The 25,641-nt window shown below is 62.3% G+C and carries 24 protein-coding genes and 1 tRNA gene; 11 read left to right on the top strand and 14 right to left on the bottom strand.

Annotated elements, in window-relative coordinates:
• Positions 1–48 precede the first annotated feature (48 nt).
• A complete protein-coding gene (locus VX159_RS01670; RefSeq protein WP_371324253.1) occupies positions 49–552 on the bottom strand; it encodes a CinA family protein in 504 nt (167 codons plus the stop codon).
• The gene (locus VX159_RS01665) at positions 552–3,113 is read right to left on the bottom strand and encodes a putative bifunctional diguanylate cyclase/phosphodiesterase (protein ID WP_371324252.1); all 2,562 of its coding nucleotides are present in this window, start codon (positions 3,111–3,113) and stop codon (positions 552–554) included. Before VX159_RS01665 ends, VX159_RS01670 begins: the two co-directional genes overlap by 1 nt.
• A 201-nt stretch (positions 3,114–3,314) precedes the next feature.
• Here VX159_RS01665 and VX159_RS01660 point away from each other — a divergent pair, with 201 nt between their 5' ends.
• The 7 genes from VX159_RS01660 (at position 3,315) to VX159_RS01630 (ending at position 10,048) form a co-directional block, all read left to right on the top strand.
• Positions 3,315–4,190, top strand: a complete 876-nt coding sequence (locus VX159_RS01660) for a putative selenate ABC transporter substrate-binding protein (protein ID WP_371324251.1) — start codon at positions 3,315–3,317, stop codon at positions 4,188–4,190.
• A 4-nt stretch (positions 4,191–4,194) separates the two neighbouring features.
• Entirely contained in the window at positions 4,195–5,016 is an 822-nt protein-coding gene (locus VX159_RS01655) for a phosphonate ABC transporter ATP-binding protein (protein WP_371324250.1), read from the top strand.
• 2 nt (positions 5,017–5,018) lie between these two features.
• The gene (locus tag VX159_RS01650) at positions 5,019–6,590 is read left to right on the top strand and encodes a PhnE/PtxC family ABC transporter permease (protein WP_371324249.1); all 1,572 of its coding nucleotides are present in this window, start codon (positions 5,019–5,021) and stop codon (positions 6,588–6,590) included.
• Between the two features lie 185 nt (positions 6,591–6,775).
• Positions 6,776–7,450: an SIMPL domain-containing protein gene (locus VX159_RS01645; RefSeq protein ID WP_371324248.1), complete on the top strand. Its 675-nt coding sequence runs from the start codon at positions 6,776–6,778 to the stop codon at positions 7,448–7,450.
• Between the two features lie 28 nt (positions 7,451–7,478).
• A complete protein-coding gene (locus VX159_RS01640; RefSeq protein WP_371324247.1) occupies positions 7,479–8,801 on the top strand; it encodes a DEAD/DEAH box helicase in 1,323 nt (440 codons plus the stop codon).
• Entirely contained in the window at positions 8,791–9,369 is a 579-nt protein-coding gene (gene mobA, locus VX159_RS01635) for a molybdenum cofactor guanylyltransferase MobA (RefSeq protein WP_371324246.1), read from the top strand. Before VX159_RS01640 ends, mobA begins: the two co-directional genes overlap by 11 nt.
• 232 nt (positions 9,370–9,601) lie before the next feature.
• Positions 9,602–10,048, top strand: a complete 447-nt coding sequence (locus tag VX159_RS01630) for a cytochrome c5 family protein (protein WP_371324245.1) — start codon at positions 9,602–9,604, stop codon at positions 10,046–10,048.
• 85 nt (positions 10,049–10,133) lie between these two features.
• Here VX159_RS01630 and VX159_RS01625 read toward each other — a convergent pair whose 3' ends face one another.
• The 5 genes from VX159_RS01625 to VX159_RS01605 form a co-directional block, all read right to left on the bottom strand.
• Complete coding sequence (locus VX159_RS01625; protein WP_371324244.1) at positions 10,134–12,140, bottom strand: UvrD-helicase domain-containing protein; 2,007 nt, start codon at positions 12,138–12,140, stop codon at positions 10,134–10,136.
• A gap of 85 nt (positions 12,141–12,225) precedes the next feature.
• Positions 12,226–12,549 carry a hypothetical protein gene (locus VX159_RS01620; RefSeq protein WP_371324243.1) on the bottom strand — a complete coding sequence of 108 codons (324 nt, stop codon included), beginning with the start codon at positions 12,547–12,549 and terminating at the stop codon, positions 12,226–12,228.
• A 161-nt stretch (positions 12,550–12,710) separates the two neighbouring features.
• Positions 12,711–13,391 carry a DUF4197 domain-containing protein gene (locus VX159_RS01615; RefSeq protein ID WP_371324242.1) on the bottom strand — a complete coding sequence of 227 codons (681 nt, stop codon included), beginning with the start codon at positions 13,389–13,391 and terminating at the stop codon, positions 12,711–12,713.
• A 31-nt stretch (positions 13,392–13,422) separates the two neighbouring features.
• Positions 13,423–14,559 (bottom strand): PilT/PilU family type 4a pilus ATPase, encoded by a 1,137-nt coding sequence (locus VX159_RS01610; RefSeq protein ID WP_371324241.1) that lies wholly within the window; start codon positions 14,557–14,559, stop codon positions 13,423–13,425.
• Between the two features lie 31 nt (positions 14,560–14,590).
• A complete protein-coding gene (locus VX159_RS01605; RefSeq protein ID WP_290898210.1) occupies positions 14,591–15,634 on the bottom strand; it encodes a type IV pilus twitching motility protein PilT in 1,044 nt (347 codons plus the stop codon).
• A gap of 94 nt (positions 15,635–15,728) precedes the next feature.
• On the opposite strand from VX159_RS01605, the gene VX159_RS01600 reads away from it, so the two are divergent.
• Genes VX159_RS01600 through VX159_RS01585 form a run of 4 tightly spaced genes read left to right on the top strand, consistent with a single transcriptional unit; the run spans position 15,729 to position 18,071 of the window.
• Positions 15,729–16,424 carry a YggS family pyridoxal phosphate-dependent enzyme gene (locus tag VX159_RS01600; protein WP_371324240.1) on the top strand — a complete coding sequence of 232 codons (696 nt, stop codon included), beginning with the start codon at positions 15,729–15,731 and terminating at the stop codon, positions 16,422–16,424.
• Positions 16,421–17,242: a pyrroline-5-carboxylate reductase gene (gene proC, locus VX159_RS01595; protein ID WP_371324239.1), complete on the top strand. Its 822-nt coding sequence runs from the start codon at positions 16,421–16,423 to the stop codon at positions 17,240–17,242. Before VX159_RS01600 ends, proC begins: the two co-directional genes overlap by 4 nt.
• 1 nt (position 17,243) lies before the next feature.
• A complete protein-coding gene (locus VX159_RS01590; RefSeq protein ID WP_371324238.1) occupies positions 17,244–17,774 on the top strand; it encodes a YggT family protein in 531 nt (176 codons plus the stop codon).
• 6 nt (positions 17,775–17,780) lie between these two features.
• A complete protein-coding gene (locus VX159_RS01585; RefSeq protein WP_371324237.1) occupies positions 17,781–18,071 on the top strand; it encodes a DUF167 domain-containing protein in 291 nt (96 codons plus the stop codon).
• Here the strand turns inward: VX159_RS01585 and VX159_RS01580 are convergent.
• The 7 genes from VX159_RS01580 to VX159_RS01550 form a co-directional block, all read right to left on the bottom strand.
• A complete protein-coding gene (locus tag VX159_RS01580; RefSeq protein WP_371324236.1) occupies positions 18,068–20,062 on the bottom strand; it encodes a polysaccharide biosynthesis protein in 1,995 nt (664 codons plus the stop codon). The two genes, VX159_RS01585 and VX159_RS01580, sit on opposite strands and share 4 nt — an antisense overlap.
• 13 nt (positions 20,063–20,075) lie before the next feature.
• Positions 20,076–20,636 (bottom strand): sugar transferase, encoded by a 561-nt coding sequence (locus tag VX159_RS01575; RefSeq protein ID WP_371324235.1) that lies wholly within the window; start codon positions 20,634–20,636, stop codon positions 20,076–20,078.
• Positions 20,637–20,892: 256 nt separating this feature from the next.
• Positions 20,893–20,968, bottom strand: a tRNA-Phe gene (locus VX159_RS01570).
• An 82-nt stretch (positions 20,969–21,050) separates the two neighbouring features.
• Entirely contained in the window at positions 21,051–22,544 is a 1,494-nt protein-coding gene (locus VX159_RS01565; RefSeq protein WP_371324234.1) for a sensor histidine kinase N-terminal domain-containing protein, read from the bottom strand.
• Complete coding sequence (locus VX159_RS01560; protein ID WP_371324233.1) at positions 22,522–23,193, bottom strand: response regulator; 672 nt, start codon at positions 23,191–23,193, stop codon at positions 22,522–22,524. The genes VX159_RS01565 and VX159_RS01560 overlap by 23 nt, the downstream gene beginning before the upstream one ends.
• Positions 23,194–23,543: 350 nt before the next feature.
• The gene (locus VX159_RS01555) at positions 23,544–25,295 is read right to left on the bottom strand and encodes a cation acetate symporter (RefSeq protein ID WP_371324232.1); all 1,752 of its coding nucleotides are present in this window, start codon (positions 25,293–25,295) and stop codon (positions 23,544–23,546) included.
• The gene (locus VX159_RS01550; RefSeq protein WP_371324231.1) at positions 25,295–25,603 is read right to left on the bottom strand and encodes a DUF485 domain-containing protein; all 309 of its coding nucleotides are present in this window, start codon (positions 25,601–25,603) and stop codon (positions 25,295–25,297) included. Before VX159_RS01550 ends, VX159_RS01555 begins: the two co-directional genes overlap by 1 nt.
• Between the last annotated feature and the right edge of the window lie 38 nt (positions 25,604–25,641).

Genomic DNA, 25,641 nt, shown 5'->3' with positions numbered 1-25,641 from the left:
AACCGTCAATTCGGGAGAAATCTGCCGAGCGGTAGCCCCCCCTCGCGGTCAGGCGCTCACTCCGGCATTCCCGACTCGCGCCAGCAAACCCTGCAAGGCATGCGCCACGGCTTGCCGGCGGACGGCTTCACGGTTACCGGAAAAATGGCAGGTACTCACTTCGCACCCCCAATCCTTTCCCGCCCAGGCCAAGCAGACCGTTCCCACCGGTTTTTCCGGCGAACCACCGGCAGGACCGGCAACACCGCTGATCGCCACGCTCCAGTGCACCGGCGCCCGCTGCAGCAGGCCCTGCGCCATCGCCGCGACTGTTGCCTCGGAAACCGCCCCATGCGCTGCCAGCGTTTCTTCGCCAACCCCGAGCAAGTCTCGCTTGGCGGCGTTCGAATAGGTCACCAGGCCACGCTCGAACCACTGTGAGCTGCCGGCAACGGCCGTCAGTTCCTGCGCCAGCCAGCCGCCGGTACAGGATTCAGCGACCGCCAGCCATTCGCCACGCGCCAGCAGCAGCGCAGCCAACGATTCGACCAGAACTGCCGGAGAAGTCGTCATCAGCCCCCCTCGCTGTTTACCGGCAAGCGGGTGCCGGCCGGATGCAGGGAAGCCTGCGGCCGCCCCAGGTAATAGCCTTGGGCATAGTCGATCCCATACGTCTGCAATTCGTCGAGAATCGCCCGATCCTCGACGAATTCGGCGATGGTGCGCATGCCCAACTCCTGCGCCAGGGTCGCAATGCTCTTGATAAAGGCGCGGTAGACCTCATCATCGACAATATTACGGACAAATTCGCCTTCGATCTTGATGAAATCGACCGGGAAATGCTTGATGTAATGGAAGCTCGAATAGCCTGAACCGAAGTCGTCGATCGCAAAGCAGAAGCCTTGCTCCTTGAGCTCCAGCACAAAGGCTTCAAGTACGGCAAGGTTGCCGACCGTTTCGCGTTCGGTGATCTCGAACACGATCTGCCCCGGCTGAACCCCGTAGTGTTCAGCCAGATGCCGGACCTTGCTGACAAACTCGCCGATGATCAGCGACTTGGGCGAGAGATTGATGAACAGCATGCCGCGATAACCGAAGGCCTGCACCTGGGCAAAAGCCTGCTCGATCAGCAGATAATCCATCTGGTGCACCAGCCCCATCCGCTCGGCCTCGGCGATGAATTCGCCGGCGGGGACGATCCGCCCGTCGATGTCGATCCGCATCAGCAGTTCGTGGATCGCCACCTGTCCGTCGCCGACCGCGCAAATCGGCTGGAAATACGGGACGATGCGTTTCTGCTCCAACGCCCGCTGAATCATTGCCATTTTTTCCGCCAGCTTGCGGAAGGCCTCGGCCAGTTCATCGGCGTTGGGCGCGGCAATCGCGTTCTTCCCCGAGCGCTTGGCCTTGTACATCATGTTGTCGGCAATCAGGAAAATGTCCTTGGGGGTATTGCCGTGCTGCGGATAAACAGCGATCCCGATCGATGCGGTGGCTTTCAGCGGGGTACCGTCCGGCGCCTGGCAGACAAAGCTTTCGAGCATTTCGGCAACCCGCTTGGCCACCCCGTGGGCCTCGGCCTCGTCGGCCTGCGGCAGGATCACGCAAAACTCGTCGCCGCCATAACGGCACAGCTGGTCGGCCTGGCGCACAGCCTGCTTGAGGCCACCGGCAAAGCTCTGCAGGAAAATATCGCCGATATGGTGACCATAACCGTCGTTGATCTGCTTGAAGTTGTCGAGGTCGATCACCATCAGCGCAAAGGAATCGGCGCTGCGCTGCACGCGCTTCTCCTCGGCGGCCAGCAACTCCCAGAACATCCGCTGGTTGTAGAGACCGGTCAGCGGGTCGCGAGTCGCATAGTGTTCCAGATCCTTGGTGTACTTGTAGATCGCCTTGACCGAGCCGACCAAGTTGAGCATTGCCGTGAGGATGCTGCCGATCACCATCTTGCGCACGTTATCGGTCGCCAGGATGGTGGTCTGCAGGCCAATCCCGGCGATCCCGCCAATCCGCGGCGTTTCGAGCACCAGCGATTTGGTCTGCAATTCGATCTGACGTTCGTCGAGTTCGACCACCCCGCCCTCCTCGGCGATGTTGTGCGCCACCGGCAGAAACACCGCACCAGCCATGAACGGAGTTTCGTCGAGGCGCCGCTGCAGCACGGTCTCGAACTGGCGGCGGGTGCTCTCGCTCGGCGGGTAGCGCCAGAACACCTCGCACTCGTAAGCCTCCTCATCCACCTTGAAGATGGTGACCAGGGCGTAGGCATCGACGATCTGGTTGATCTCGACCAGCAGATTCTTGATGAAGGCCCGCCAGTCCTTGACCACGTTGGTGGTGATGATCAGTTTTTCGAGCAAGCTGATTTCAAATTCGAGGATGTCGCGGTCGACAGCCACATCCTTGAGCCGCTGAACCAGCTGACTGACCTGCGCGAAGGTATCGTTCAATTCGCGGAAACCCAGATCGACATCGCCAAACTGCAAGCGCTCGACATCGCGGATGCTGTTCACCTCGGCAACCCGCGCCGCAAGCAGGTCAAGCGACCGATGTATCTTGCGCGTGGACGACAACGAAACAGCCAGCGAGGTCAGCAGGGCCAGAGCCCCCAGCCCAACAAACAAGGCAATGTAATGCAGGCGCGATTCGTCGGTCAGGCGCGGCCGGGCATAGTCGATCACCACCGCTCCGAACGGCAACTGGCCGCTGTCGAGCTGCCGATGACAAGACTGGCACTGGGCCGCCGGCGCCAGCGGATAGGAATAGCGCAGGGTATCCCCCAGCGCCTCAACCACCACGCCTTGTGCCTGCAGCAGTGCCGCCATCTCGCCATCGATACCCTGAATGCGGAGGCGGCTCAGATTCTGCGGAAAGACCAGGCGAAAGGTATCGATCAACTGCTGCGCCTCGCGGTGCCCATCCGGCTGGCGCAAGGCATCCTGCACTGCGAGATAGGTCTGGCGGGTGATCTGTGCCGAGGTGTCGCGCGCCCGCTGATCGAGCAGATGTTCATAGAGCAGGGTAGCCGACAGGGCCGCACCGGTAAATGCGAGCACGGCAACGACCATGGTCGATGAGAACACGAAACCGCGCAGGGTTTGCGTCAGGTAAGCCAGCGTGCGCTGCAACATGGGAAATCCGTAAAAAACTATACGCCTGTCGAATTACGCCATTTTGACACAGATGGCAAAAACCCGAAGGAAGAGCATCGCAGGACCCGGCGTATAATCCCGGCGCGGTCTGCGTACCGCACCCGAGCGGTGCCCCCGGCGCCATGTAAGTTGCCGCGATTCCGCGCGGCGACGGTTGTTGTCGAAAACGGAGTCCTGTCGATGTCGTCCTTCTCCTTGCGCCGCATGGCGCTCAAGGGGGCGTTTGCCTGCGCCCTCAGCACCGGTCTTTCCCTCTCCGCCCATGCCGCTGCCGACGTGTTGCGTGTCTCGGCGATTCCCGACGAAGCGCCAACCGAACTGCAGCGCAAGTTCGCGCCACTGGGCAAGTACCTCGAAGCGCAGACCGGCATGAAGGTCATCTTCACCCCGGTTTCTGACTACGCTGCCGTGGTCGAATCGCTGGCGACCCGCAAGCTCGATCTCGCCTGGCTGGGTGGTTTCACCTTCGTCCAGGCCAAGATCCGCACCAACGGTACGGCGATCCCCATCGTCCAGCGCGAGGAAGACGCCAAGTTCACCTCCAAGTTCATTACCGCCGACCCGACGATCAAGTCGCTGGCCGACCTCAAGGGCAAGACTTTCGCCTTTGGCGCGCCGTCTTCCACCTCGGGTAGCCTGATGCCGCGTTTCTTCCTGCAGCAGGCCGGCCTCAACCCGGAAAAGGATTTCAAGAACATTGCCTTCTCCGGCGCCCATGACGCCACCGTCGCTTTCGTCGCGGCCGGCAAGGCCGAGGCCGGCGTGCTCAACACCTCGGTCTGGGACAAGCTGGTCGAAGCCAGGAAAGTGGATACCGACAAGGTCCGCGTCTTCGCCACCACCCCGACCTACTTCGACTACAACTGGACGGTACGCGGCGACCTCGACCCGGCCCTGGTCAAGAAACTGACCGACGCCTTCCTCAAGCTCGACCCGAAGAACCCGGAACACGCCGAGATCATGGCTCTGCAACGCGCCAGCAAGTTCATCCCGAGCAAGAAGGAGAACTACGACGGGATCGAGAAGGCCGCCCACGCGGCCGGCCTGCTCAAGTAAGCGCATGAGTTTTGCTCTCGACGGCGTGGGCCTGACCCACGCCAACGGCTTTACCGCCTTGAGCGAGATTTCGCTCAAGGCCGTTGCCGGCGAGCGGATCGCGCTGATTGGCCCCTCCGGGGCCGGCAAGACCAGCCTGCTGTCGCTGCTGGCCACCGCCCAGCGGGCCAGCCAGGGCCGCTGCCAGGTACTTGATGTCACGGTCGACCGCGCGTCGACCGTGGATCGGCTGCAAACCCTGCGCCCCCGCCTCGGCCTGATCCATCAGGCACCGCCCCTGCCCGGCCGGCAGCGGGTGGTCACCGCCGTCCTCGCCGGTCGCCTTGGCCGCTGGCCGCTGTGGAAATCGCTCGCGTCGCTACTCTACCCGCAGGACCTGGCCGGGGCCCAGGCGGCACTCGCCCGCCTCGACCTCGCCGACAAGCTGTTTGTCCGCTGCGACCAGTTGTCCGGCGGCCAGTTGCAACGGGTCGGCATCGCCCGCGTGCTCTACCAGCAGCCGGAACTGATCCTCGCTGACGAGCCGGTCTCGGCCCTTGACCCGACACTGGCTCGCCAGAGCATCGCGCTGCTGGTGGCGGAGGCCGAGCAACGCCAGGCCACACTGGTCGCCAGCCTGCACGCGGTCGACCTGGCACTCGGGCATTTTTCCCGCATCGTCGGCCTCCGGGCCGGACGCATCGCGTTCGATCTGCCGGCGGCAGAGGTCAGCGAGTCCCTGCTGCAAGACTTGTACGCCGGCGAAACCCCAGCCCCGGCCAACGCTGCCCCAGGCGCCGGCTATGCCGCCGGCGAGTTAGCCGCCGCCCGCGCCGCCTGTTGCTGAACATGCAGCACACAACCGCCCCCCTGCGCGACCCCGCTGCACCTCCCCGTGTCTGGGGGGTACTTGGCGCGCTGGCCATCCTTTGGCCGCTGTTCCAGGCCGCCGATGTCCGTCCGGCAACGCTGTTTGATCCAGGCAACCTAAAAGTCATCGGCAACTTTCTTGCGGCTTTCCTGCCACCAGAACGCAGCCCGGAATTTCTCGCCCTGCTTGCCCGCGCCACGCTGGAAACCCTGGCCATCGCCACTGCCGGCCTGGCCCTCGCCTTTGTCCTGGCCGTGCCGCTCGCCTACTGCGCCAGCGCGGCCGGGCGCGAACACCCCAGCCTCAGTCCGCTGAGCCGACTGCTGCTGACCTTGCTGCGCGGGGTACCAGAACTGGTCTGGGCGCTGCTCTTCGTGCGCATTTTCGGCCTCGGCCCGAGCGCCGGGGTCCTGGCGCTCGGGCTGACTTACGGCGGCATGCTGGGCAAGGTATATGGCGAAATTCTCGAATCGCTGCCGGCGGCCCCGATCCGGGCGCTGCGTCTGGCCGGCGCCAGCCGGCCGCTGGCCCTGCTCTACGGTGCGCTGCCGCTGGCCGCCCGGGAATTGAGTTCATACACGGTCTACCGCTGGGAATGCGCGATTCGCGCCTCGGTAGTGATGGGTTTTGTCGGGGCCGGCGGCCTCGGCCAGCTGATGGATCAGGCGATGAAGATGCTCAATGGCGGCGAAGCCGCCAGCATCCTGCTCACTTTCGTGGCGCTGGTCTTCGCCGCCGATGCACTCTCGGCCTGGTTGCGCCGCAGCCTGGAGCGGCCGCCGGCAGCCCGTGCCGCAGCCCTTGGCGGCCGCAGCCTGGCCTTGCTGGCGGCCCTGCCAGTCGCCATCGCGGCCAGTTTTCGCGGCCTGGAAATCGACCTTTCGCTGCTGTTGACCGTGGAAGCGACCGACAGCATGGGCCAGTTCGCCCGCGACTTCCTTGCCCCTGACCTGCACCCGGACTGGCTGCAGCGGGTAGCACACGGCATCGGCGAAACCCTGGCCATCTCGGTCGTCGGCACCCTGCTCGCGGCCGTCGCCGGGCTGCTCCTCGCCTTGCCGGTGGCGGGGACGCCGCTGGGAGCCCTGCGCAACCTGCTGCTCAACCTGCTGCGTTCGGTGCCGGAGCTGGTCTGGGCCACGCTCACCGCGCTGGCGGTCGGCCTCGGCCCCTTTGCCGGCGCCCTGGCGCTGGCATTGCATACCGCCGGCGTGCTCGGCCGACTTTACGCCGAAGCCCTCCACAACGCCCCTGCCGCAGCCGCACAGGCCTTGCGCCTGAGCGGCGCCGGCGGGCCGCTGCCTTTTCTCTACGGCACCCTGCCCTGCGCCCTGCCGCAACTGCTGGCTTACACCCTCTACCGCTGGGAAATGAATATCCGCATGGCGGCAGTGCTGGGCTTTGTCGGTGCCGGTGGTCTCGGCCAGTTGCTCTATGTCGAACTGTCGCTGTTTCATCACGCGCAAGCGTCGACAGTCATCCTCGCGATGCTCGGACTGTCGCTCGCGGTCGATCAGGGTAGCGCCTGGCTGCGCCGGCGGCTGGGGTAACAAGCGCCGGCGGCCCTGGCCCGTCGATAACCGGTTGCCTCCTTGGCGCAGCCAGCCACCACTGGATTCTCAATTCAAATGCCGAAGCGTTTCTAACCATCGCAGCCGCCGCACCGGACCGGTCGCCACACGTAAACGCCGGGTTTTCCGCGATAATGCATCTTTAACCCTCGCGGAGAATCGCCATGAAGCCAGGTCCCATCATCTGCCTTCCACTCTTCGTGGCGCTAATTGGCACGGCCCAAGCCGGCACCATCGTCGAGCTTTCGGCGGCGGCCAGTCGTCCGGCGGCCAATGACCGCTTCCACGCCCAGTTGTACGTCGAAGCCAGCGCGGCCGATGCATCCGAGGTGGCCAACCGCCTAAACCGCGAACTCGGCGAAGCCTTGCGCATCGCGCGCCAGACACGCCACCTGACCGTCCGCAGCGGCAACCAGCACGCCTACCCGGTATTCAACCGCGAGCAGAAAATCGAAAGCTGGCGGATGCGCGGCGAATTGCAACTCGAAGCCAACGACCCAGCCACCCTCTCGGCGGCGGTCACTGCTTTGCAGCAGCAGCGGGTTGCTCTTTCCGGAATCAGCCAGCAACCTTCGGCAGCCACCCGCAAAACGGCCGAAGAAGGCGCTACCGAAGACGCCATCCGCGCCTTTGAGGCGCGCGCCGGACAAATTGCCCAAACTCTGGGCAAAGCCTACAAGCTCAAACGCCTGAACATCGCCCAGGAAAGCATGGCGCCACCGATGCTGCGCGGCATGGCGATGGCCATGGAAGCCAAGGCCCGCGCCCCGATGCCGCTGGAGGCCGGGGAAAGCCTGGTCAGCGTCAATGTGCATGGCGAAATCGAACTCGCCGACTAAACCCGGTTTTTGCCCCCACCATCCGCTTATGAGTTTTACCTCTCTCGGCCTCCTGCCCGAACTGCAGCAGACCTTGCACCATCTGGATTACCGTCAGCCCACCCTGGTCCAGCAACAGGCCATTCCGGCGATTCTCGCCGGGCGCGACCTGCTGGCCTCAGCCGCCACCGGCAGTGGCAAGACCGCCGCCTTCGCGCTGCCGCTCCTGCAGCGTCTGGCCGGCCAGCACGAACGCGCGGCGCTGATCCTGGTGCCGACCCGCGAATTGGCCGAACAGGTCGCCGACGCATGCACCGCCTACGCCCGCAATCTCGACCTGGCCTGCGTTGCAGTTTATGGCGGCGTGCCGCTGGCCGAGCAGGTCGAAACCTTGAGCGACGGCTGCGACCTGCTGGTCGCCACCCCCGGGCGCCTGCTTGACCTGCTGGCCAACGAAATTCTCGATCTTTCGGCGATCGACCATGTCGTGCTCGACGAAGCCGACCGCCTGCTGGCGCTCGGCTTCGCCCGCGAACTGGCAACAATTGGCGAGCAACTCCCAGACCACTGCCAGCGCCTGCTTTTTTCCGCAACCTTTCCACCGGCGATTCGCCGCCTGGCCCAGGATTGGCTGCGACAACCACTCGAAATCTCCGCAACCCCGCACAACCGCCCGGCCCCCAAAATCAAGCAATGGGTCGTGCCGGTCGACAAGAAACGCAAACCCGGCCTGCTGCTGTTCATGCTGCGCGACCGTGGCTGGCGACAGGCGCTGATTTTCGTCAAAAGCCGCAAAGGCGCCGACGATCTGGTCACCTACCTGCGCGGCAAAGAACTCGCCGCTGACGCCTTGCACGGCGAACGCGACCAGGAAACACGGCGCGAAGTCCTGGCTGCTTTTCGCGAGCGCCGCGTCGACCTGCTGGTCGCCACCGATGTGGCAGCGCGCGGACTCGACATCGACGACTTGCCGCTAGTGATCAATTTCGACCTGCCGCTCGCCGCCGAGGACTATGTGCACCGCATCGGCCGCAGCGGCCGAGCCGGTGCCAGCGGCACCGCCGTCTCACTGGTTTGCGCCGACGAAGCCCCGCAACTCGCCGCCATCGAACGTCTGCTCCAACGCCGCCTGAGCCGCGAGGAAGAGCCCGGCTTCGAACCCAGGCACGAATTGCCGCAAGCCGCACCGGTAAAGCCGGGCAAGCCGACCAAAACCGCTGATTTCCACGGTCGACCGGCCGCTGCGGGCAAAACCCCGGGACACCCCGGCGGGATCAAGCGTGCGCGCCCAGGCCCGGCAGCCCGACCAGGCGCCCCCGGCAACAAGCTGACCGGCCGGACCACAACCGGAGGTCGCCCGCGTGGCCGCTGAGCCGAGCCAAAAACTGACCGGTGTGATCCTTGCCGGCGGTCTGGCCCGCCGCATGGGGGGGGTCGCCAAAGGCCTGCAACGCTACGCCGGACGCCCCTTGCTGGCGCACGTGATTGAACGCCTGCAGCCACAGGTGGCAACATTGCTGCTCAACGTCAATCACGACCGTGCGGCCTATGCCGGCTTCGGCCTGCCGCTGATCGGCGATGCCTTTGCCGACTACCCGGGGCCGCTGGCCGGCCTGCACGCCGGCCTCTGTGCCGCCAGCACCCCTTGGGTACTCAGCGTGCCCTGCGACTCGCCGCATTTCCCCGCCGACCTGGCCAGCCGCCTGTTCGCAGCCATCAAAGCCGACGGCCAGCGAATCGCCTTCGCCCGGGCCGAAGGTAAAGCCCATCCGGTGTTCTGCCTCTGCCATCGCGATCTCGCCGACGATCTGGCCGACTACCTCGCAAGAGGAGGGCGACGGGTCATGCAGTGGTGCGAGCAAGCCGGAGCCGTCAGCGTTGATTTCCCCGATCCGGCTGCCTTCGCCAATTTCAACAGCCTCGACGATCTCGCCTGCTGAGACCGCCCGGGTGCATGCGGCGACCCCGCTACAGACCGTTACACAAGACGACAAAGGGACGACAGACGCCCTTGTGCAACCTCCCTATACTTCGTCTTGTGCATTGAACCCCTCCTCTCGAAACCCCCCTTTCGAGAATTCCCACCCCGCCGCTGGCGGGGTTTTTTTTGCTCAGTCGCCGGGTGCAGCCGTTATAATTGCGGACTTTATTCATTCCTGCGAGGTAATCAGCATGGCTGAGCAACACTCTTCCAAAGGCATCATGTGGGCGACGATTGTTGCCGCAGTTGTACTGATGGCCGTTGTGGTTCCCTTCTCGATCCGTAATCACGGCTCGGCTGCCGACAACAGTAAGGGCGCGGACGATGCCGACGCACGCATCCAGCCGGTTGCCCGCTTCGAACTGGCCAAGGCTGCACCGGCCGGCGGCGGCGCCCCGAAAGATGCCGCCACCATCTATAACTCGGTGTGTGGCGCCTGCCACAACTCCGGCGCCGCCGGCGCCCCCAAGGTCGACGACAAGAGCGCCTGGGCAGCACGTGTCGGTCAGGGCAAGGAAGCGCTCTACAAGAGCGCGCTGAACGGCAAAAATGCCATGCCGCCGAAGGGTGGCGCAGCCGACCTCTCCGACGCTGAAATCAAGGCTACCGTCGATTACATTCTGGGCAAGGTCAAGTAAGCGACCCGGCTCCGGCAACAGGACACCTGCGGGTGTCCTTTTTTATTACTCTCCGACCGATCAAGCGCCCCGGCGAATAGCTCCGTCAGTTCTCTTCGCCTTTCGGACGCCCGCCCGACAGCATTGCCTTCATCGCCTCCAGCCGCGCATTGCCGGTCGCCCGGTCGGGCTTCTCGGCCGCCTTGCCGCCGAGAAAGCGGACATCGTCGCGGCCCATTTCATCGATAAAACGGGAGGGCTCGCAGGTGATGAATTCGCGCGCCTGCTTGCGCCGCTCGCAGTAGCTGATATGCAATGAGCGCTTGGCCCGGGTAATCCCGACATACATCAACCGCCGCTCTTCCTGCAGTTTGTCCGCCTCCTGCGATTCGCGATGCGGCAGAATCCCCTCCTCGACGCCCACCAGAAAAACATGCGGGTACTCCAGCCCCTTCGAGGCATGCAAGGTCGACAGTTGAACACCATCGAATTCGTCGGCCACCTGCTTGTCGAGCATGTTGATCAGCGCAATGCTCTGCGTCAGGTCGATCAAGGTTTTTCCGTCCTCGGAGCCCTTTTTGTTGATCCACTCGGCAAATTCACAGACATTGGCCCAGCGCGTCTGCGCCGCCCGCTGCTCCTCCTGGTCGTAAAGCCAGGCTTCGTAATCGATGGCCTTGAGCAAATCGGGCAGGACCTGGTTGGCCGGCTCACGACTGGCGCGCGACTGCAAGCGGTTGATGAACTGGCAGAACTCGTGCAACGGTTCCAGCTGGCGCGCCTGAACTCGCTGGGCAAAACCCTCTTCAAAGGCAGCCTGAAACAACGAGACGTGGCGCTCACCGGCATACTGGCCGAGCACCTGCAGCGTCGCGGCGCCAATTCCGCGCTTCGGAGTAGTCGCTGCGCGGATGAAGGCGGGATCGTCGTCCTCGTTGGTCAACAAACGCAAATAGGCAATGATGTCCTTGATCTCGGCCTTGTCGAAAAAGGACTGGCCGCCGGACAACAGGTAGGGAATCTTGTGGTTGCGCAGGTGGGTCTCGAACAGCCTTGCCTGGTGATTGGAACGGTAGAGGATCGCGTAGTCCTTGAACTTGGTGCGGTTCTCGAACTTATGCGACTGCAGCTTCATGATCACGCCTTCGGCTTCGGCCTCGTTGTCGCGACAGGCCTGCACGGCGATCTGCTCGCCGACGCCGATATCCGACCATAGTTTCTTGTCGAACAATTTCTCGTTGTTGCCGATAACGTTGTTGGCAGCACGCAGGATGCGCTCGGTCGAGCGATAGTTCTGCTCCAGCTTGATCACCTTGAGCGTCGGAAACTCGGCCGGCAAACGTTTGAGGTTCTCGATGTCGGCACCGCGCCAGCCGTAGATCGCCTGGTCGTCGTCACCCACGGCGGTGAACTGGGCGCGCACCCCGGTCAGCAGCTTGAGCAACTGGTACTGGCAGGCATTGGTGTCCTGGTATTCGTCAACCAGCAGATAGCGCAGGCGGTTCTGCCACTTGTCGGCGACTTCCGGATGCTCCGAGAAAAGCTTGACCGGGAGGCCGATCAGGTCGTCGAAATCGACCGCCTGATAAGCTTTCAGCGTTGCCTCATACGTCAGAAAAACATGGGCTGCCAGTTTTTCATGCTCGCTGGTTGCGATCTGCAGGGCTCGCTCAGGCGTGATCAACGCATTCTTCCAGTTCGAGATGATCGACTGCAGTTGCCGCAGGGTCGCCTTATCCACGGTCTTGGCCGCCTCGCCGATGATCCCGGCACAATCGGCCGAATCGAAGATCGAGAAGCGCGGCTTGTAGCCCAGCACCTTGGCCTCTTCACGCAGAATACGGACGCCCAGCGAATGGAAAGTCGAAATCTGCAAATCCCCCGCCTGTGCCTTGCCGAGCAGTTTGCCGATCCGTTCCTGCATTTCCTTCGCGGCCTTGTTGGTAAAGGTGATCGCCGCGATGTTGCGGGGCTGGAAACCGCAGTCCTGAACCAGGTAGGCAATTTTCTGCGTGATCACCCGGGTTTTGCCCGAGCCCGCCCCCGCCAGCACCAGCAAGGGGCCGTTCAGATAGTGGATGGCTTCGTATTGCTGCGGATTGAGACCGGACATCGACAAGGGATAGGCAAGAGTCGGGAAGGGGACGGCATTCTAACGCAGGGCCGCTACCGGCCGATAGCCAGCGAATGATCTGAAATCAGGCACTTGTATCGAGGTGCAAGAGACGAACAGCCCGCCCGACCAGTCCGGCCGACTGGAGCAGGCGACAACCGCCGCCGCTACAGACCACTCGCAACTGATCTGCAACCTGGCGGGCCTGCTCAAGCTGCCGGGATTGTCCGGAAAATTCGCCGACGGCCAAGGCTTCGACGCTATCGAGCTCTTGCCGCAGGCTGCGCTGGCGGTCGCCCTCGACGCCTTCCATGGCCTCGACCCGAGGCGCAGAGGCTGCGTTGCGGGCTCGCTCGCGAGCTTCACGACTCAGGGTTTCGGTGGTTGAGGCCAGGCGCTCGAGTTTCATTGCAGACTCCTTGCCCGAATCAACGACGCAAATACCTGCAAACTTGAATCGCCTGAACAAGCTTGCTCTTGCCGCAGAACGGCTGATGGCGCCCCCCGGTCTGCCGAGGGAGCGTCGCATAACCTTCTTGAGCAGCCCGCGCCGCCGCTCCGCAACCGAACTCAGAGAGCGCTGAACACTTTTTTCAGCAGACTGCTGCCGGCTTCAAGTGGATTGCTGCGCAGGCGCTTTTCTTCCTCGGCAATCATCAGGAACAGGCCATCGATAGCCTTCTGCGTAACGTAGGCGTCAAGGTCTGCATCTTTCTGGTCGATCAGCCCGGCACCGGCTGCCTTGCCGGCAAACTGGTTGTACTTCTCGGCCAGTTGCAGACGCCCGGTCGCACCTTTGACGATGGGCGCGAACCTCTGGGTCAAGGCCTCGCTGGACGTGCGACGAAAATATTGCGTGACGCTGTCCTCGCCCCCCGTCAGGATGGCCTTGGCGTCCTGCAGGGTCATCTTGCGCACGGCGTCGCCGAGGATGGGCCGCGCCTCGGCCACCGCCTGCTCGGCGGCGTGGTTCATGGTTTCGACCAGTTGGTCGGCCTGCTTGCCCATGCCGAACATGCGCAAGCCTTTCTCGGCTTTTTGCAGGAAGCCGGGCAGCGGAATCCTGACCTTGGCGTTCCCCATGAAACCATTGTCCCTGCCCAGGCTGGCTACCGCGTATTCACTGCCCTTGGCCAACGCCTCGCGCACCCCGGCGCCGGCATCGGCACCGGAAATGCCTTCGAGGCCGGCAGCGCAGGCCAGATTCACGGTCAACCAGGCAAACAGGGCAAAAATGCCATTTTTCAACATCTCAATACTCCCTTGTCACGCACATTGCCGCTCAAACGATATCGAGATGACCGATCCCGGAAGCCAGGTCGCGGTCTTGCGATTCCTTGCCATGCAGCTTGATCTGCAGGCGCAGGTCATTGAGCGAATCGGCATTGCGTAGCGCATCCTCATAGCTGATCTCACCGGCCTCGTAGAGGTCGAACAAGGCCTGATCGAAGGTCTGCATGCCCAACTCGCGCGACTTCTTCATGATCTCCTTGATCTCATGCACATCGCCCTTGAAGATCAGGTCAGCGATCAAGGGCGAGTTGAGCATCACCTCAATCGCCGCCCGCCGCCCCTTGCCGTCCTTTTTCGGTAACAGCCGCTGCGAAATCATCGCCCGCAAGTTGAGCGACAGATCCATCAACAACTGCTGCCGGCGCTCCTCGGGGAAGAAATTGATGATCCGGTCGATGGCCTGGTTGGCGCTGTTCGCATGCAGGGTCGCCAGACACAGGTGGCCGGTTTCGGCAAAGGCAATCGCGTAATCCATGGTTTCGCGGTCGCGCACCTCGCCCATCAGGATCACGTCCGGCGCCTGGCGCAGCGTGTTCTTCAGCGCCGGCCCCCAGTCATCGGTATCGACCCCGACCTCGCGCTGGGTGACGATGCAGTTCTTGTGCTCGTGCACGTACTCGATCGGGTCTTCGATGGTGATGATGTGACCATAGGAGTTGCTGTTACGGTAATCGACCAGCGCCGCCAGCGAGGTTGATTTGCCGGTGCCGGTACCGCCGACAAAGATGATCAGCCCGCGCTTGGTCATCGCCAGATCCTTGAGTACCGGCGGCAACTGCAGTTCGTCCAGAGTCGGGATGCTCATGTTGATGGTACGGCAGACAATCGCCACCCGCCCCTGCTGAACCAGTGCATTGACCCGGAAACGCCCGATCCCGGCGGGCGAAATCGCGAAATTGCACTCCTTGCTGGCTTCGAATTCGGCCGCCTGGCGATCGTTCATGATCGAACGCGCCAGCTCGGCGGTGTGCTGCGGACTCAGCGCCTGATTCGAGACCGGCGTGATCCGCCCGTCGATCTTGATCGCCGGGGGAAAGCCGGCAGTCACAAACAGATCCGACCCCTTTTTCTGCGCCATCAGGCGCAGCAGGTCATGCATGAACTTCATCGCCTGATCGCGTTCCATCGTCTGCTTTCTCGTCTTTCAACCACCGGGTTCAACCGGGGAAGTTGTCCTTGTTGGCCGCCTTGCTGCGGGCCTCGACGCTGGAGACGACATTGCGCCGGACCAGGTCGAGCAGATTCTGGTCCAGGGTCTGCATGCCGAAGCCCTGACCGGTCTGAATCGCCGAATACATCTGTGCCACCTTGTTTTCGCGGATCAGGTTGCGGATCGCCGGGGTGCCGATCATGATTTCGTGTGCCGCGACCCGGCTGTTGCCATCCTTGGTCTTGAGCAGGGTTTGCGAAATCACCGCACGCAGCGACTCGGAGAGCATCGAACGGACCATTTCCTTCTCCGCCGCCGGGAACACATCGACGATCCGGTCCACCGTCTTGGCCGCCGACGAAGTATGCAGGGTACCGAACACCAGGTGACCGGTTTCGGCCGCCGACAGGGCCAGACGAATGGTTTCCAGGTCGCGCATTTCACCGACCAGGATCACGTCCGGATCCTCGCGCAAGGCCGAGCGCAAGGCGTTGTTGAACGACAGCGTATGCGGCCCGACTTCGCGCTGGTTGATCAGGCAGCGCTTGGACTCATGCACGAATTCGATCGGATCCTCAACGGTCAGGATGTGGCCGTAGTCGTTTTCGTTGATGTGGTTGACCATCGCCGCCAGCGTGGTCGACTTGCCCGAGCCGGTCGGCCCGGTGACCAGCACAATGCCGCGCGGGGTTTCCGAAATATCCTTGAAGATTTTCGGGCAGTTGAGTTCCTCCAGCGTCAGGACCTTCGACGGAATGGTCCGGAACACCGCGCCGGCACCGCGATTCTGGTTGAAGGCATTGACCCGGAAACGCGCCAAGTTGGGGATTTCAAACGAGAAGTCGCATTCCAGCGTCTCTTCGTAGTGCTTGCGCTGGGCGTCATTCATGATGTCGTACACCATGCCGTGCACTTCCTTGTGCTCCAGCGGCGGCAGGTTGATCCGGCGCACGTCGCCGTGCACCCGGATCATCGGCGGCAACCCGGCCGAAAGGTGCAAATCGGAAGCCTTGTTCTTGACGCTGAAAGCCAGCAGTTCGGTAATATCCATGATCGTCCTTGCCGCCCCGGCGGCGCGTGTATACTTTCCCGCCGGGGCGCGCCCAGGCGCGCCAGACCGGATCCCGAAAAATTCCCAAACGATTATGAGCGACATCGCCGACAACCTGCAAGCCGTGCAGGCACGCATCCGCCTCGCTGCCGACCGCGCCGGCCGGCTGCCCGACACGGTGCGACTGCTCGCGGTGAGCAAAACCTGGCCGCTGGCCAGCGTGCTCATCGCAGCCGCCGCCGGACAACGCGCCTTCGGTGAAAACTACGTCCAGGAAGGCGTCGAAAAAGCCCAGGCAACTTCCACGCTCGGCCTCGAATGGCATTTCATCGGCCCGCTGCAAAGCAACAAGACGCGCCCGGTGGCCGAGCATTTTTCCTGGGTGCACTCGGTCGACCGTGAAAAGATCGCCGAACGCCTGTCGGCGCAGCGCCCTGAGGCATTGCCGCCGCTGCAGATCTGCGTGCAGGTCAATGTATCCGGCGAAGCGAGCAAAAGCGGCTGCGCCCCGGCCGATGCCGCCGCACTGTGCGCCGCCGTCGCCAGCCTGCCCCGGCTGACGCTGCGGGGCCTGATGGCGATTCCCGAAGCCAGCGACGACCCGGCCGCACAACAGGCCGCCTTTGCCCGTCTGCGCGAACTGTTCGCTGACATTCGCAGCACGCTCTCACTCCCGTCCTTCGACACCTTGTCGATGGGCATGTCCCACGATCTCGAAGCCGCGATTGCCGAAGGCGCAACCATTGTCCGCATCGGCACGGCCATTTTTGGTGAAAGAAACTACGCATGAAGATCCTATTCCTGGGCGGCGGCAACATGGCCAACGCGCTGATCGGTGGCATGGTCAAGCAGGGCTTTGCCGCAACCGACATTCACGTGATCGACCCCAGCCCCGAGCAACGGGAGCGTTTGCGCACGACCTACACGGTCAACTGCCATGCCGATGCGAAAAGTGCCCCGGCCGTTCCCGATGTCCTGGTGCTGGCCGTCAAGCCGCAGCAGATGAAAGACGCAGTCGCCCCGCTGGCCGGCCAGTTGGCCGCCAGCGAACGCCAGACGCTGGTGATCAGCATTGCCGCCGGCCTCGACATGGCCGCGCTGTCGCGCTGGCTCGGCGGTCACCGCAAGATCGTCCGCTGCATGCCGAACACCCCGGCATTGATCGGTGCCGGGATCACCGGCCTGTGCGCCCTGCCGGAAGTCACCGGCTCCGAACGCGAAATCGCCGACCGGGTACTGAAGGCCGTCGGCACCACGGTGTGGACCGAAGAGGACAAGATCGACGCCGTTACCGCTGTCTCGGGCAGCGGCCCGGCCTATGTTTTCCTGTTCATCGAAGCCTTGCAGCAGGCGGCTGCCGAATTCGGCTTCACCCCGGAACAGGGGCGGCAACTGGCGATTGAAACGGTGCAGGGCGCCGCCGCCCTCGCCGCTCAATCGGAGGAACCGGCGAGCATCTTGCGTGAGCGCGTCACTTCGAAGGGCGGCACCACCGAGGCGGCGCTCAAGACGATGGCCGAGCGCGGCGTCAAGGACGGCATCGTCGCCGGCTGCCACGCCGCCGCCGCACGTGGCCGCGAACTGGGCAAACTGCTCGGAGCGGCCTGAGATGCAGGCGATCGTTTTCCTGCTGGATGCCGTCGTCGGTTTTTTTTGCACGCTGTTCCTGCTGCGCTTCCTGATGCAGGCGATGCGCGTTTCGTTTGCCGGCCAGATTGGCGATTTCGTGATCAAGCTGACCAACTGGGGGGTCAAACCCTTGCGCCGGATCGTTCCGGGAGTCGGCGGGCTCGACTGGGCCAGCGTAGTCGCAGCGCTACTGCTGCAACTGGCCCTGGCCGGTTTTCTCGTTTCACTGTCGCCACTGGCGCTGGCCGACGACGGCAGCCTGCCGCTGATGATTCTGTGGTTTGCCGTACGCGCGCTGCTCCGCCAGATGGTCTACATCCTGATTGGAGCGCTGATCCTGCAAGCCGTCCTCTCGTGGATCAACCCATATTCGCCGCTGGCCGCACCGGCCTACCAGCTGACCCGGCCATTGCTGCAGCCACTGCAACGGCTGATCCCGAGCATCTCCGGTATCGACCTGTCGCCGCTGGTTGCAATCCTGCTGCTGCAAGTGGTCTTGATGCTGCTGTAAGCCGAAATGTCCGCATGGTTTCGTGAAAGCAGCCCCGGCTGCTTCAGCCTGACGCTGCATATCCAGCCCGGCGCCAAGAAAAGCGAGTGCGCCGGGTTGCACGGCGATGCCTTGAAAATCCGCCTCGCCGCCCCACCGGTGGACGGCAAGGCCAACGCCGCCCTGCTCGAATTCATCGCCGACCGCCTCGGCCTGAGCAAGGCTTCAGTCAAGCTCAAGAATGGCCAGACCTCGCGCCGCAAGGTAGTCGAGGTTTGCGCCACCAGCAGCAACGCGCTAGCGGAATTACTGGCCTAAGCCGCTGTAGCCCCAGGGGCAGCAGCTACCGGCAGGACACCATCCGCGCGCGCTTCATCGCTCGGGTTGGCGGCCAGATGGAGCCAGTCAACAATTTCGTCGTTCGGGACGTACCCCACGACCAGGCACTGCAGCAACTGCCGCAACCCCGCGACATCGTTAACTTGCAACGCGGCCTCGAGGACTTCAAGCTGCTGCTGCAGGCTACCCCAGGGCAGAAAATCCTCGTGCGCCTTCATGATCCGGGGATGGCGGGTGGGCAATGGGTTATCTCCGATCAGCAACTCCTCGTAGAGTTTCTCCCCCGGCCGCAAACCCGTGATTTCGATGGCGATGTCGCCGTCCGGGTGTGTCGCATCCCGCACCTCCAGCCCCGATAGTTCGATCATCCGCAAGGCCAGATCGATAATCCGCACCGGTTGCCCCATATCCAGGACGAACACATCCCCCCCTTGCCCCATTGCCCCGGCCTGGATCACCAGTTGCGCAGCCTCCGGAATGGTCATGAAATAACGGGTAATCTCGGGATGCGTCAGGGTGATCGGACCGCCGTCGCGAATCTGCTGACGAAACTTGGGAACCACCGAACCGGAGGATCCGAGCACATTCCCGAAACGCACCATCGCATACCGGGTTCGGCCGCCCTCCTGCGCTGCCAGCGCTTGCAGCACCAGTTCGGCCAAACGCTTGCTGGCCCCCATGATATTGGTTGGACGCACGGCCTTGTCGGTACTGATCAGGACAAAATCGGCAACGCCGCAATCCCGGGCCGCCCGAGCCGCAACCAGGGTACCGAATACATTGTTGCGCACCCCCTCAATCGGGTTGTGCTCAACCAATGGGACATGTTTATAGGCCGCCGCATGGTAGACCGTGTGCGGCCGCCAGGTGGCCATGATGCCGTGCATCCTGACCGCATCCTGCACCGACGCCAGCAGCGGAATCAGGCCAATGTCTGCGCCCCCCCCCAATTCCGACTGCAGTTCCTGATGGATGGCATAAAGCGCGAACTCGCTTTGCTCGACCAGCAACAAGGCAGCCGGGCCGGCTTGCAGAATCTGCCGGCAGAGTTCGCTGCCAATCGAGCCACCGGCACCGGTAACCAGCACCACCTTGCCGCGAATATTGCGCGCCAATAGTTCGGGGTCGGGAACCACCGGTTCCCGACCGAGCAAGTCGTCGATATCCAGTTCGCGCAAATCCGAGACCCCGATCTTGCCTTGCGACAACTCGGCCACGCTGGGCAAGGTCCGGACGCTGACATGTGCACCCAGCATTTGGGCCAGAATCTCATTGCGCCGCTTGCGCGAAGCCGATGGCAAAGCGAGCAGCACCGTCGAAATGTTCTCTGCCAGGACCAGTTCGGGCAACCTGGCCGGAGCATGGATCGGCAGACCATTCATCACATGCCCCTGCAGTTTCCGATCGTCGTCAAGAAAGGCCACTACCCGCATCTCGTGGCTATTGGCCAGTGCCGCCGCCAGCTGACGGCCGGCACTCCCCGCGCCATAAATCAGCACCCGCGGCAAAGAGGCCTGGCGCAACTGGGAATGATAGAGCCCCCCCAGCCAGAACCGCGCCACCGCGCGCGACCCGCCAACCAGCAGCAACAGCAGCATCGGCTGAATGATGCCGATAGTGCGGGGCACGCCAGGCAAACCGACCAGAGTCAGGACTCCGGCATACAAAATACCGTACAGCATCGAGGCTCTGGCTACGGTCATCAGCGCCGACCAGCCGGTGTAACGGAAAATGGCCCGATAAAAGCCGTGAGTGATGAAGACCGGCAACGCCAGCAACAACGAAACCAGCACAGCCAGCCAAGGCTGCCAATAGGCGTCTCCGGCAACAGGCACCCATTCACCCAGCCGCAGAAAAAAAGCGGCCAGCACCGAGAACACACAAAGCGCGCTGTCCAGCGCCAAAACGATCAGACGCTTGGCAACTCGGGGCAGCGCCAGGACCGGGAGCGCCAAGCGTCTCAAAGGCATGCGCACCTCGACATCAGTGGCTGACCCCATCCCGCCGCAGGACTTTCAAGGCCGTCAGCCAAATGATTCGCAGGTCAAAAAGAAATGACTGGCGCTGCAAATACTCGCTATCCAGACGGACTTTTTCGGGGATCGGCAACTCGTCCCGACCGTTGATCTGGGCCCAGCCGGTCAAACCCGGCAACAATGCGTCGACGCCATGCTCGCTGCGCAAGGCAATCAAATCGTGCTGATTGAACAGTGCCGGACGAGGGCCAACAAAACTCATGTCGCCAACCAGGATGCTCCACAATTGTGGCAACTCATCGAGACTGGTCCTGCGCAGAAAGGAACCGATCGGGGTCAACCAACTGGCCGGATTTTCCAGCAGATGCGTTGCCACCGCCGGAGTATCGATACGCATGCTGCGGAACTTAGGCATGCGAAAAATCCGGTTGTAACGCCCGACCCGGTCGCTCCAATAAACTGCCGGCCCTGGAGAGGTAATACGGACAGCCAGGATCAGCAGCAACAGCAAGGGAGAAAGAAGCAGAATGGCCAGCAAGGCCAACATCAGATCAAAGAAGCGCTTCATTACTCCCTTTGCCTATCGGTTATGAATCTGCCAGCGTTTTTTATGCACAACACAGCAAAGTGGGGAATTGTGCCATAAGCAAGACGAGTCCGAGAACAGGGGCATCAGGCACTGGAAAAATCTTGTGGCACCGGGTCGCCAGGCCAAGTGAAACCGGGACTCACGGGAATACACGCCGCCTTGGCCGCCAACCCAGCCCCATGAAATTCATGCCTGCAAAAGCAAAAGGCCCGGCAAAAGCCGGGCCTCGAAAACCTGGTGGCCAAGGGCGGAATCGAACCACCGACACGCGGATTTTCAATCCGCTGCTCTACCAACTGAGCTACTTGGCCAACGAAGACCGCATTATAGACATCGTTTTGAATCTTGGCAAGAGAAATCGCACAAAAATGAAATTATTTGTTTACGGAGTATTCACGTGCCTATCGGTGGGGATTGGCGATAGAGCTCGGCATAATCATCCGGGGGCTTGGGTGGCTCAGGAGGGCGCCAGGCAGCGAAGGCCACGCTGGCTACAGCCCCCTTGCCCCTGGGATTTGGCCGCAGACTGGCGCGAACGCCGTGCTGTAAAGCGATTTCCTGCACGATGGCCAAACCCAGACCACTGCCCTCGCCGGCAGAATCGTCGACCCGGTAGAAACGCTCAAAAACCAGTTCCGCCTGCTCCTCGCTGATCCCGATCCCATCATCCTCAACCTCGAAACGCACCCATTCGCCAGCAGCCAGGACCCGACAAGTGACATGACCACCGGGCGGGGTATAGCGCAACGCATTGTCGATCAGGTTTTTCACCAGTTCGCGCAAGAGAAAGGCATTTCCTTCGATCACCGAGGCCCCAGCATGCTCGTAGCCGAGATCGATATCACGCCCCATCGCCACCATCACCCAATCTTCGACCTGTTCACGCACCAGCTGCGCGAGGTCCAACGGCTGATGCGCTTGCTGCGCCTCATTCCCCTCGGTACGCGCCAAAGTCAGCAACTGATTGACCAGACGCCCGGCGCGGTCAACCCCGGAGCCGATCTGACGCAAAGCATGCCGCAAGGCCTCCGGATCGGTTTCGCGAATGGCCAGCTGCGCCTGCGTTTTCAGGCCGGTCAGCGGCGTCCGCATCTGATGTGCAGCATCGGCGACAAAACGCTGCTGCACCTCGACGTTTTTCTTCATCCGCTCAAGCATCGCGTTAAAAGCCTCGACCAAAGGCTCCAACTCCTCTGGCACTCGCCGTGTCGCAATCGGAGACAAATCGGCAGGCTCCCGCGCCTCGATGGTTTGTCGCAAGCGGGTCAACGGTCGCAAACCACGCGACAAGCCAAACCAGACCAGCATCACCGCGAGCGGAATGATCACGAACTGCGGCAGAATCACGCTGGCAACAATCTTGTTTGCCAACTGCGTCCGCTTCTCGGTTGTTTCAGCCACGGCGACAATCACCCAGCGATCACGCGGCTGCTGTGGCTCGCTGAGATAGGTGTAGGCCACTCGCAAGTCCTGTCCGTGCGACTCGCCGTCGCGCAGATAAACTTCCCCCGAGACCCCTTCCGGCGAAGCCAACCCGGAAACCAGATCGACACCCCGATCCCCTGCCAGCAAGCGGCCGTCGAAAGTCGTCACCTGGAAATAAACGGTATCGGTCTCATCCGAGCGCAACATCGCCCGCGCCGACGCAGGCAGAGACAACACCGGCTTGCCACCGACCAGTTTGACCTGACGAGCCACCGCAACCACGTGTTCGCGCAACGACTGATCATAGGGGAAATTGGCGACGTTGTTGGCAAAATAGTGGGTGAAGGCGATCGAGAGCGGCCAGACAAATAACAGCGGCGCCAGCATCCAGTCGAGAATCTCGCCAAACAGCGAGCGCTCGCTATCGCCCGCCGTCCGCTCACTCGACGGCAGGACGCTCAAGGCAATATCCCAAACCGCGCACGGTGGCAATCTTCACCCCGCCAGCCTCAAGCTTCTTGCGCAGGCGATGCACATAGACTTCGATTGCATTGTGACTGACCTCTTCGCCCCAGCCACACAGATGCTCAACCAGCTGATCCTTGCTGACCAGACGCCCCATGCGCATCAACAAGACCTCGAGCAGCCCGACCTCGCGCGCCGAAAGCTCAAGCGCCTGACCGTGAATCTGCGCCACCCGACCAACCTGATCATACGTCAGGGCGCCACAGACAATGGTCGGGACGGTACCCGCCGAACGACGGGTCAAGGCACGAACCCGCGCCTCCAGTTCGGCCAGTTCGAAAGGCTTGACCATGTAGTCATCAGCGCCCAGATCCAAACCGCGAACCCGGTCCCCGGTACCATCCAGCGCGGTAAGAATCAGGACCGGCAACTGGGAATTACGGCCGCGCAAACGCTTGAGCACCTCAAGCCCGGGCAACTTCGGCAAGCCCAGATCAAGAATCAGCAAATCATACGACGAGGTGATCAAGGCCGTATCGGCATCCAGACCATTCGCCGCCCAATCTACTGCATACCCCCCCTGCCGCAATGATCGGGCCAACCCATCGGCGATAATCGGGTCATCCTCGGCGAGCAAAATTCGCATTTATCCTTCAAACCCCTGAAAAGACCGGCTTCAACGTAAGTCAATTGTAAGCCGTTCGCAGGTATAATGCGCACGCTGTTCTCCTTTTATGGTCTTTGGAGCCCGCGGCTCGTCCGCGAAGCTCAGGGGATTGCCCGATCCTGCACTCGGCGATCCCCTACCGTTTTTTTCGACCTCCGGTCGCAGCGACAGCCTCCCCTTTCCCTGGATTCACCTGAGCCACAAGGCACTCCCCTGCGCGCACGCCTGCGCCCCGGGCGAACTTCGTTGGCCAGTGCGCACATTACCGCCACCACAATGAAAAAGGCCCGGGACTCGCCCGGGCCTTGCTTTCAGAAACAGCTTGTCAATTAGTGAGCGCTGGCAGCAGCGGCACCGACACCGGTTTCGGAACGGGTTTCCTGATCCGCGAAGTCAGCACGCTCCTTCTTGGCCTGCTCGCTGTTGTCGAGGATCGAGAACAGCCAGATACCGACGAAGCCGATGGTCATCGAGAACAGAGCCGGGGAGGTGTAGGGGAACCAGGCGGAGCCCTTCGGATTGCCCATAACCGCTTCCCAGATCGACGGGGAAACCACGGTCAGGCCAACCGAGGAGATCAGACCCAGGAAACCACCGATCACGGCACCCTTGGTGGTGCAGTTCTTCCACAGCACGGACATGAAGAGAACCGGGAAGTTGGCGGAAGCAGCAATCGCGAAGGCCAGCGAGACCATGAAGGCAATGTTCTGCTTTTCGAAGGCGATCCCCAGGACTACGGCAATCACGCCCAGCACCATGGTGGTGATGCGGGAAACACGCAGTTCGGAAGCGGAGTCGGCATTGCCGTTCTTGAACACGGTAGCGTACAAGTCGTGCGACACAGCAGAAGCGCCGGACAGGGTCAGACCGGCAACCACAGCCAGGATGGTGGCGAAGGCAACTGCGGAGATGAAGCCGAGGAAGACGTTGCCGCCAACAGCGGAGGCCAGGTGGATAGCCGCCATGTTACCGCCACCCTTCAGGGCACCCTTGGCGTCCAGGAAGGTCGGGTCGGTCAGCACGAAGCAGATGGCGCCGAAGCCAATGATGAAGGTCAGGATGTAGAAGTAGCCGATCCAGGTGGTTGCCCAGAACACGGACTTGCGGGCTTCCTTGGCATCCGGCACGGTGAAGAAGCGCATCAGGATGTGCGGCAGACCGGCGGTACCGAACATCAGGGCCATACCGAAGGAGATGGCGGAGATCGGATCCTTCACGAAGGTACCCGGGCCCATGATCGACAGACCTTTGGTAGCAGCCAGCGTCGTGACTTCAACACCCTTGGCAGCAGCTTCTTCGATCAGCTTGGCATCCTTGGCAGCGAGCGCAGCCTTGATTTCGACGGCCTTGGCGAACATCGCTTCCGGGCTGAAGCCGAACTTGACCAGCACCATGAAGGCCATGAAGGACGCACCGGCCAGCAGCAGGATGGCCTTGATGATCTGCACCCAGGTCGTCGCGGTCATGCCGCCGAACAGCACATAGATCATCATCAGCACACCGACGATGACCACCGCCATCCAGTACTCCAGACCGAAGAGCAGCTTGATCAGCTGGCCGGCACCGACCATCTGGGCGATCAGGTAGAAGGCAACCACCACCAGCGTACCGGTCGCGGCAAAGGCGCGGATCGGGGTCTGCTTGAAGCGGTAGGCGGCCACGTCAGCAAAGGTGAATTTGCCGAGGTTGCGCAGACGCTCTGCCATCAGGAAGGTGATGATCGGCCAGCCGACGAGGAAGCCGATCGAGAAGATCAGACCATCGTAGCCGTTGGCCATCACCGCAGCGGAAATACCGAGGAAGGACGCGGCCGACATGTAGTCGCCGGCAATCGCCAGACCGTTCTGGAAGCCGGTGATACCGCCACCACCGGTGTAGAAGTCAGCAGCCGACTTGGTCTTGGCGGCGGCCCACTTGGTAATGTACAGGGTACCCGCCACGAACAGAGCGAACATGATGATCGCGGTCCAGTTGGTCGCCTGCTTTTCTGCCTGACCGAGGTCAGCGCCAGCAGCGACTGCGGCACCAGCGGCGGCCAGCATGGCGACCAGGGCCGCCAGTTGCTTGAAGGTCTTCGCCATTATTTGGCCTCCCGAATGATTTCTTCCTTGAGCGCGTCGAACTCGGTGTTCGCGCGACGGACATAGATGCCGGTGATGATGATCGTAAACAGGATCACGCCGACACCGATCGGAATCCCGACCGTCGTCACCCCGGTGCTGCCCAACGGCGTGGCCAGGAAGGATTTATTGAAGGCGATCAGCGCGATGAACCCGTAGTACACCACCAGCATCAGGATCGTCATGATCCAGCCATAGGTGTTACGAGTATCTTTCAACTGCTGATACTTCGGGTTGGCCCGAATCTTCTCGTAAACATTGCCTTGCATTGATTTGCTCCTCAGACTTTTGGTTATAGAGGCATTGC

The organism is Dechloromonas sp. ZY10 (assembly GCF_041378895.1).
Lineage (GTDB): Bacteria > Pseudomonadota > Gammaproteobacteria > Burkholderiales > Rhodocyclaceae > Azonexus > Azonexus aquae.
The sequence above is the reverse complement of the archived record's forward strand: the minus strand, read 5'-3'. Positions and strand labels throughout refer to the sequence as shown.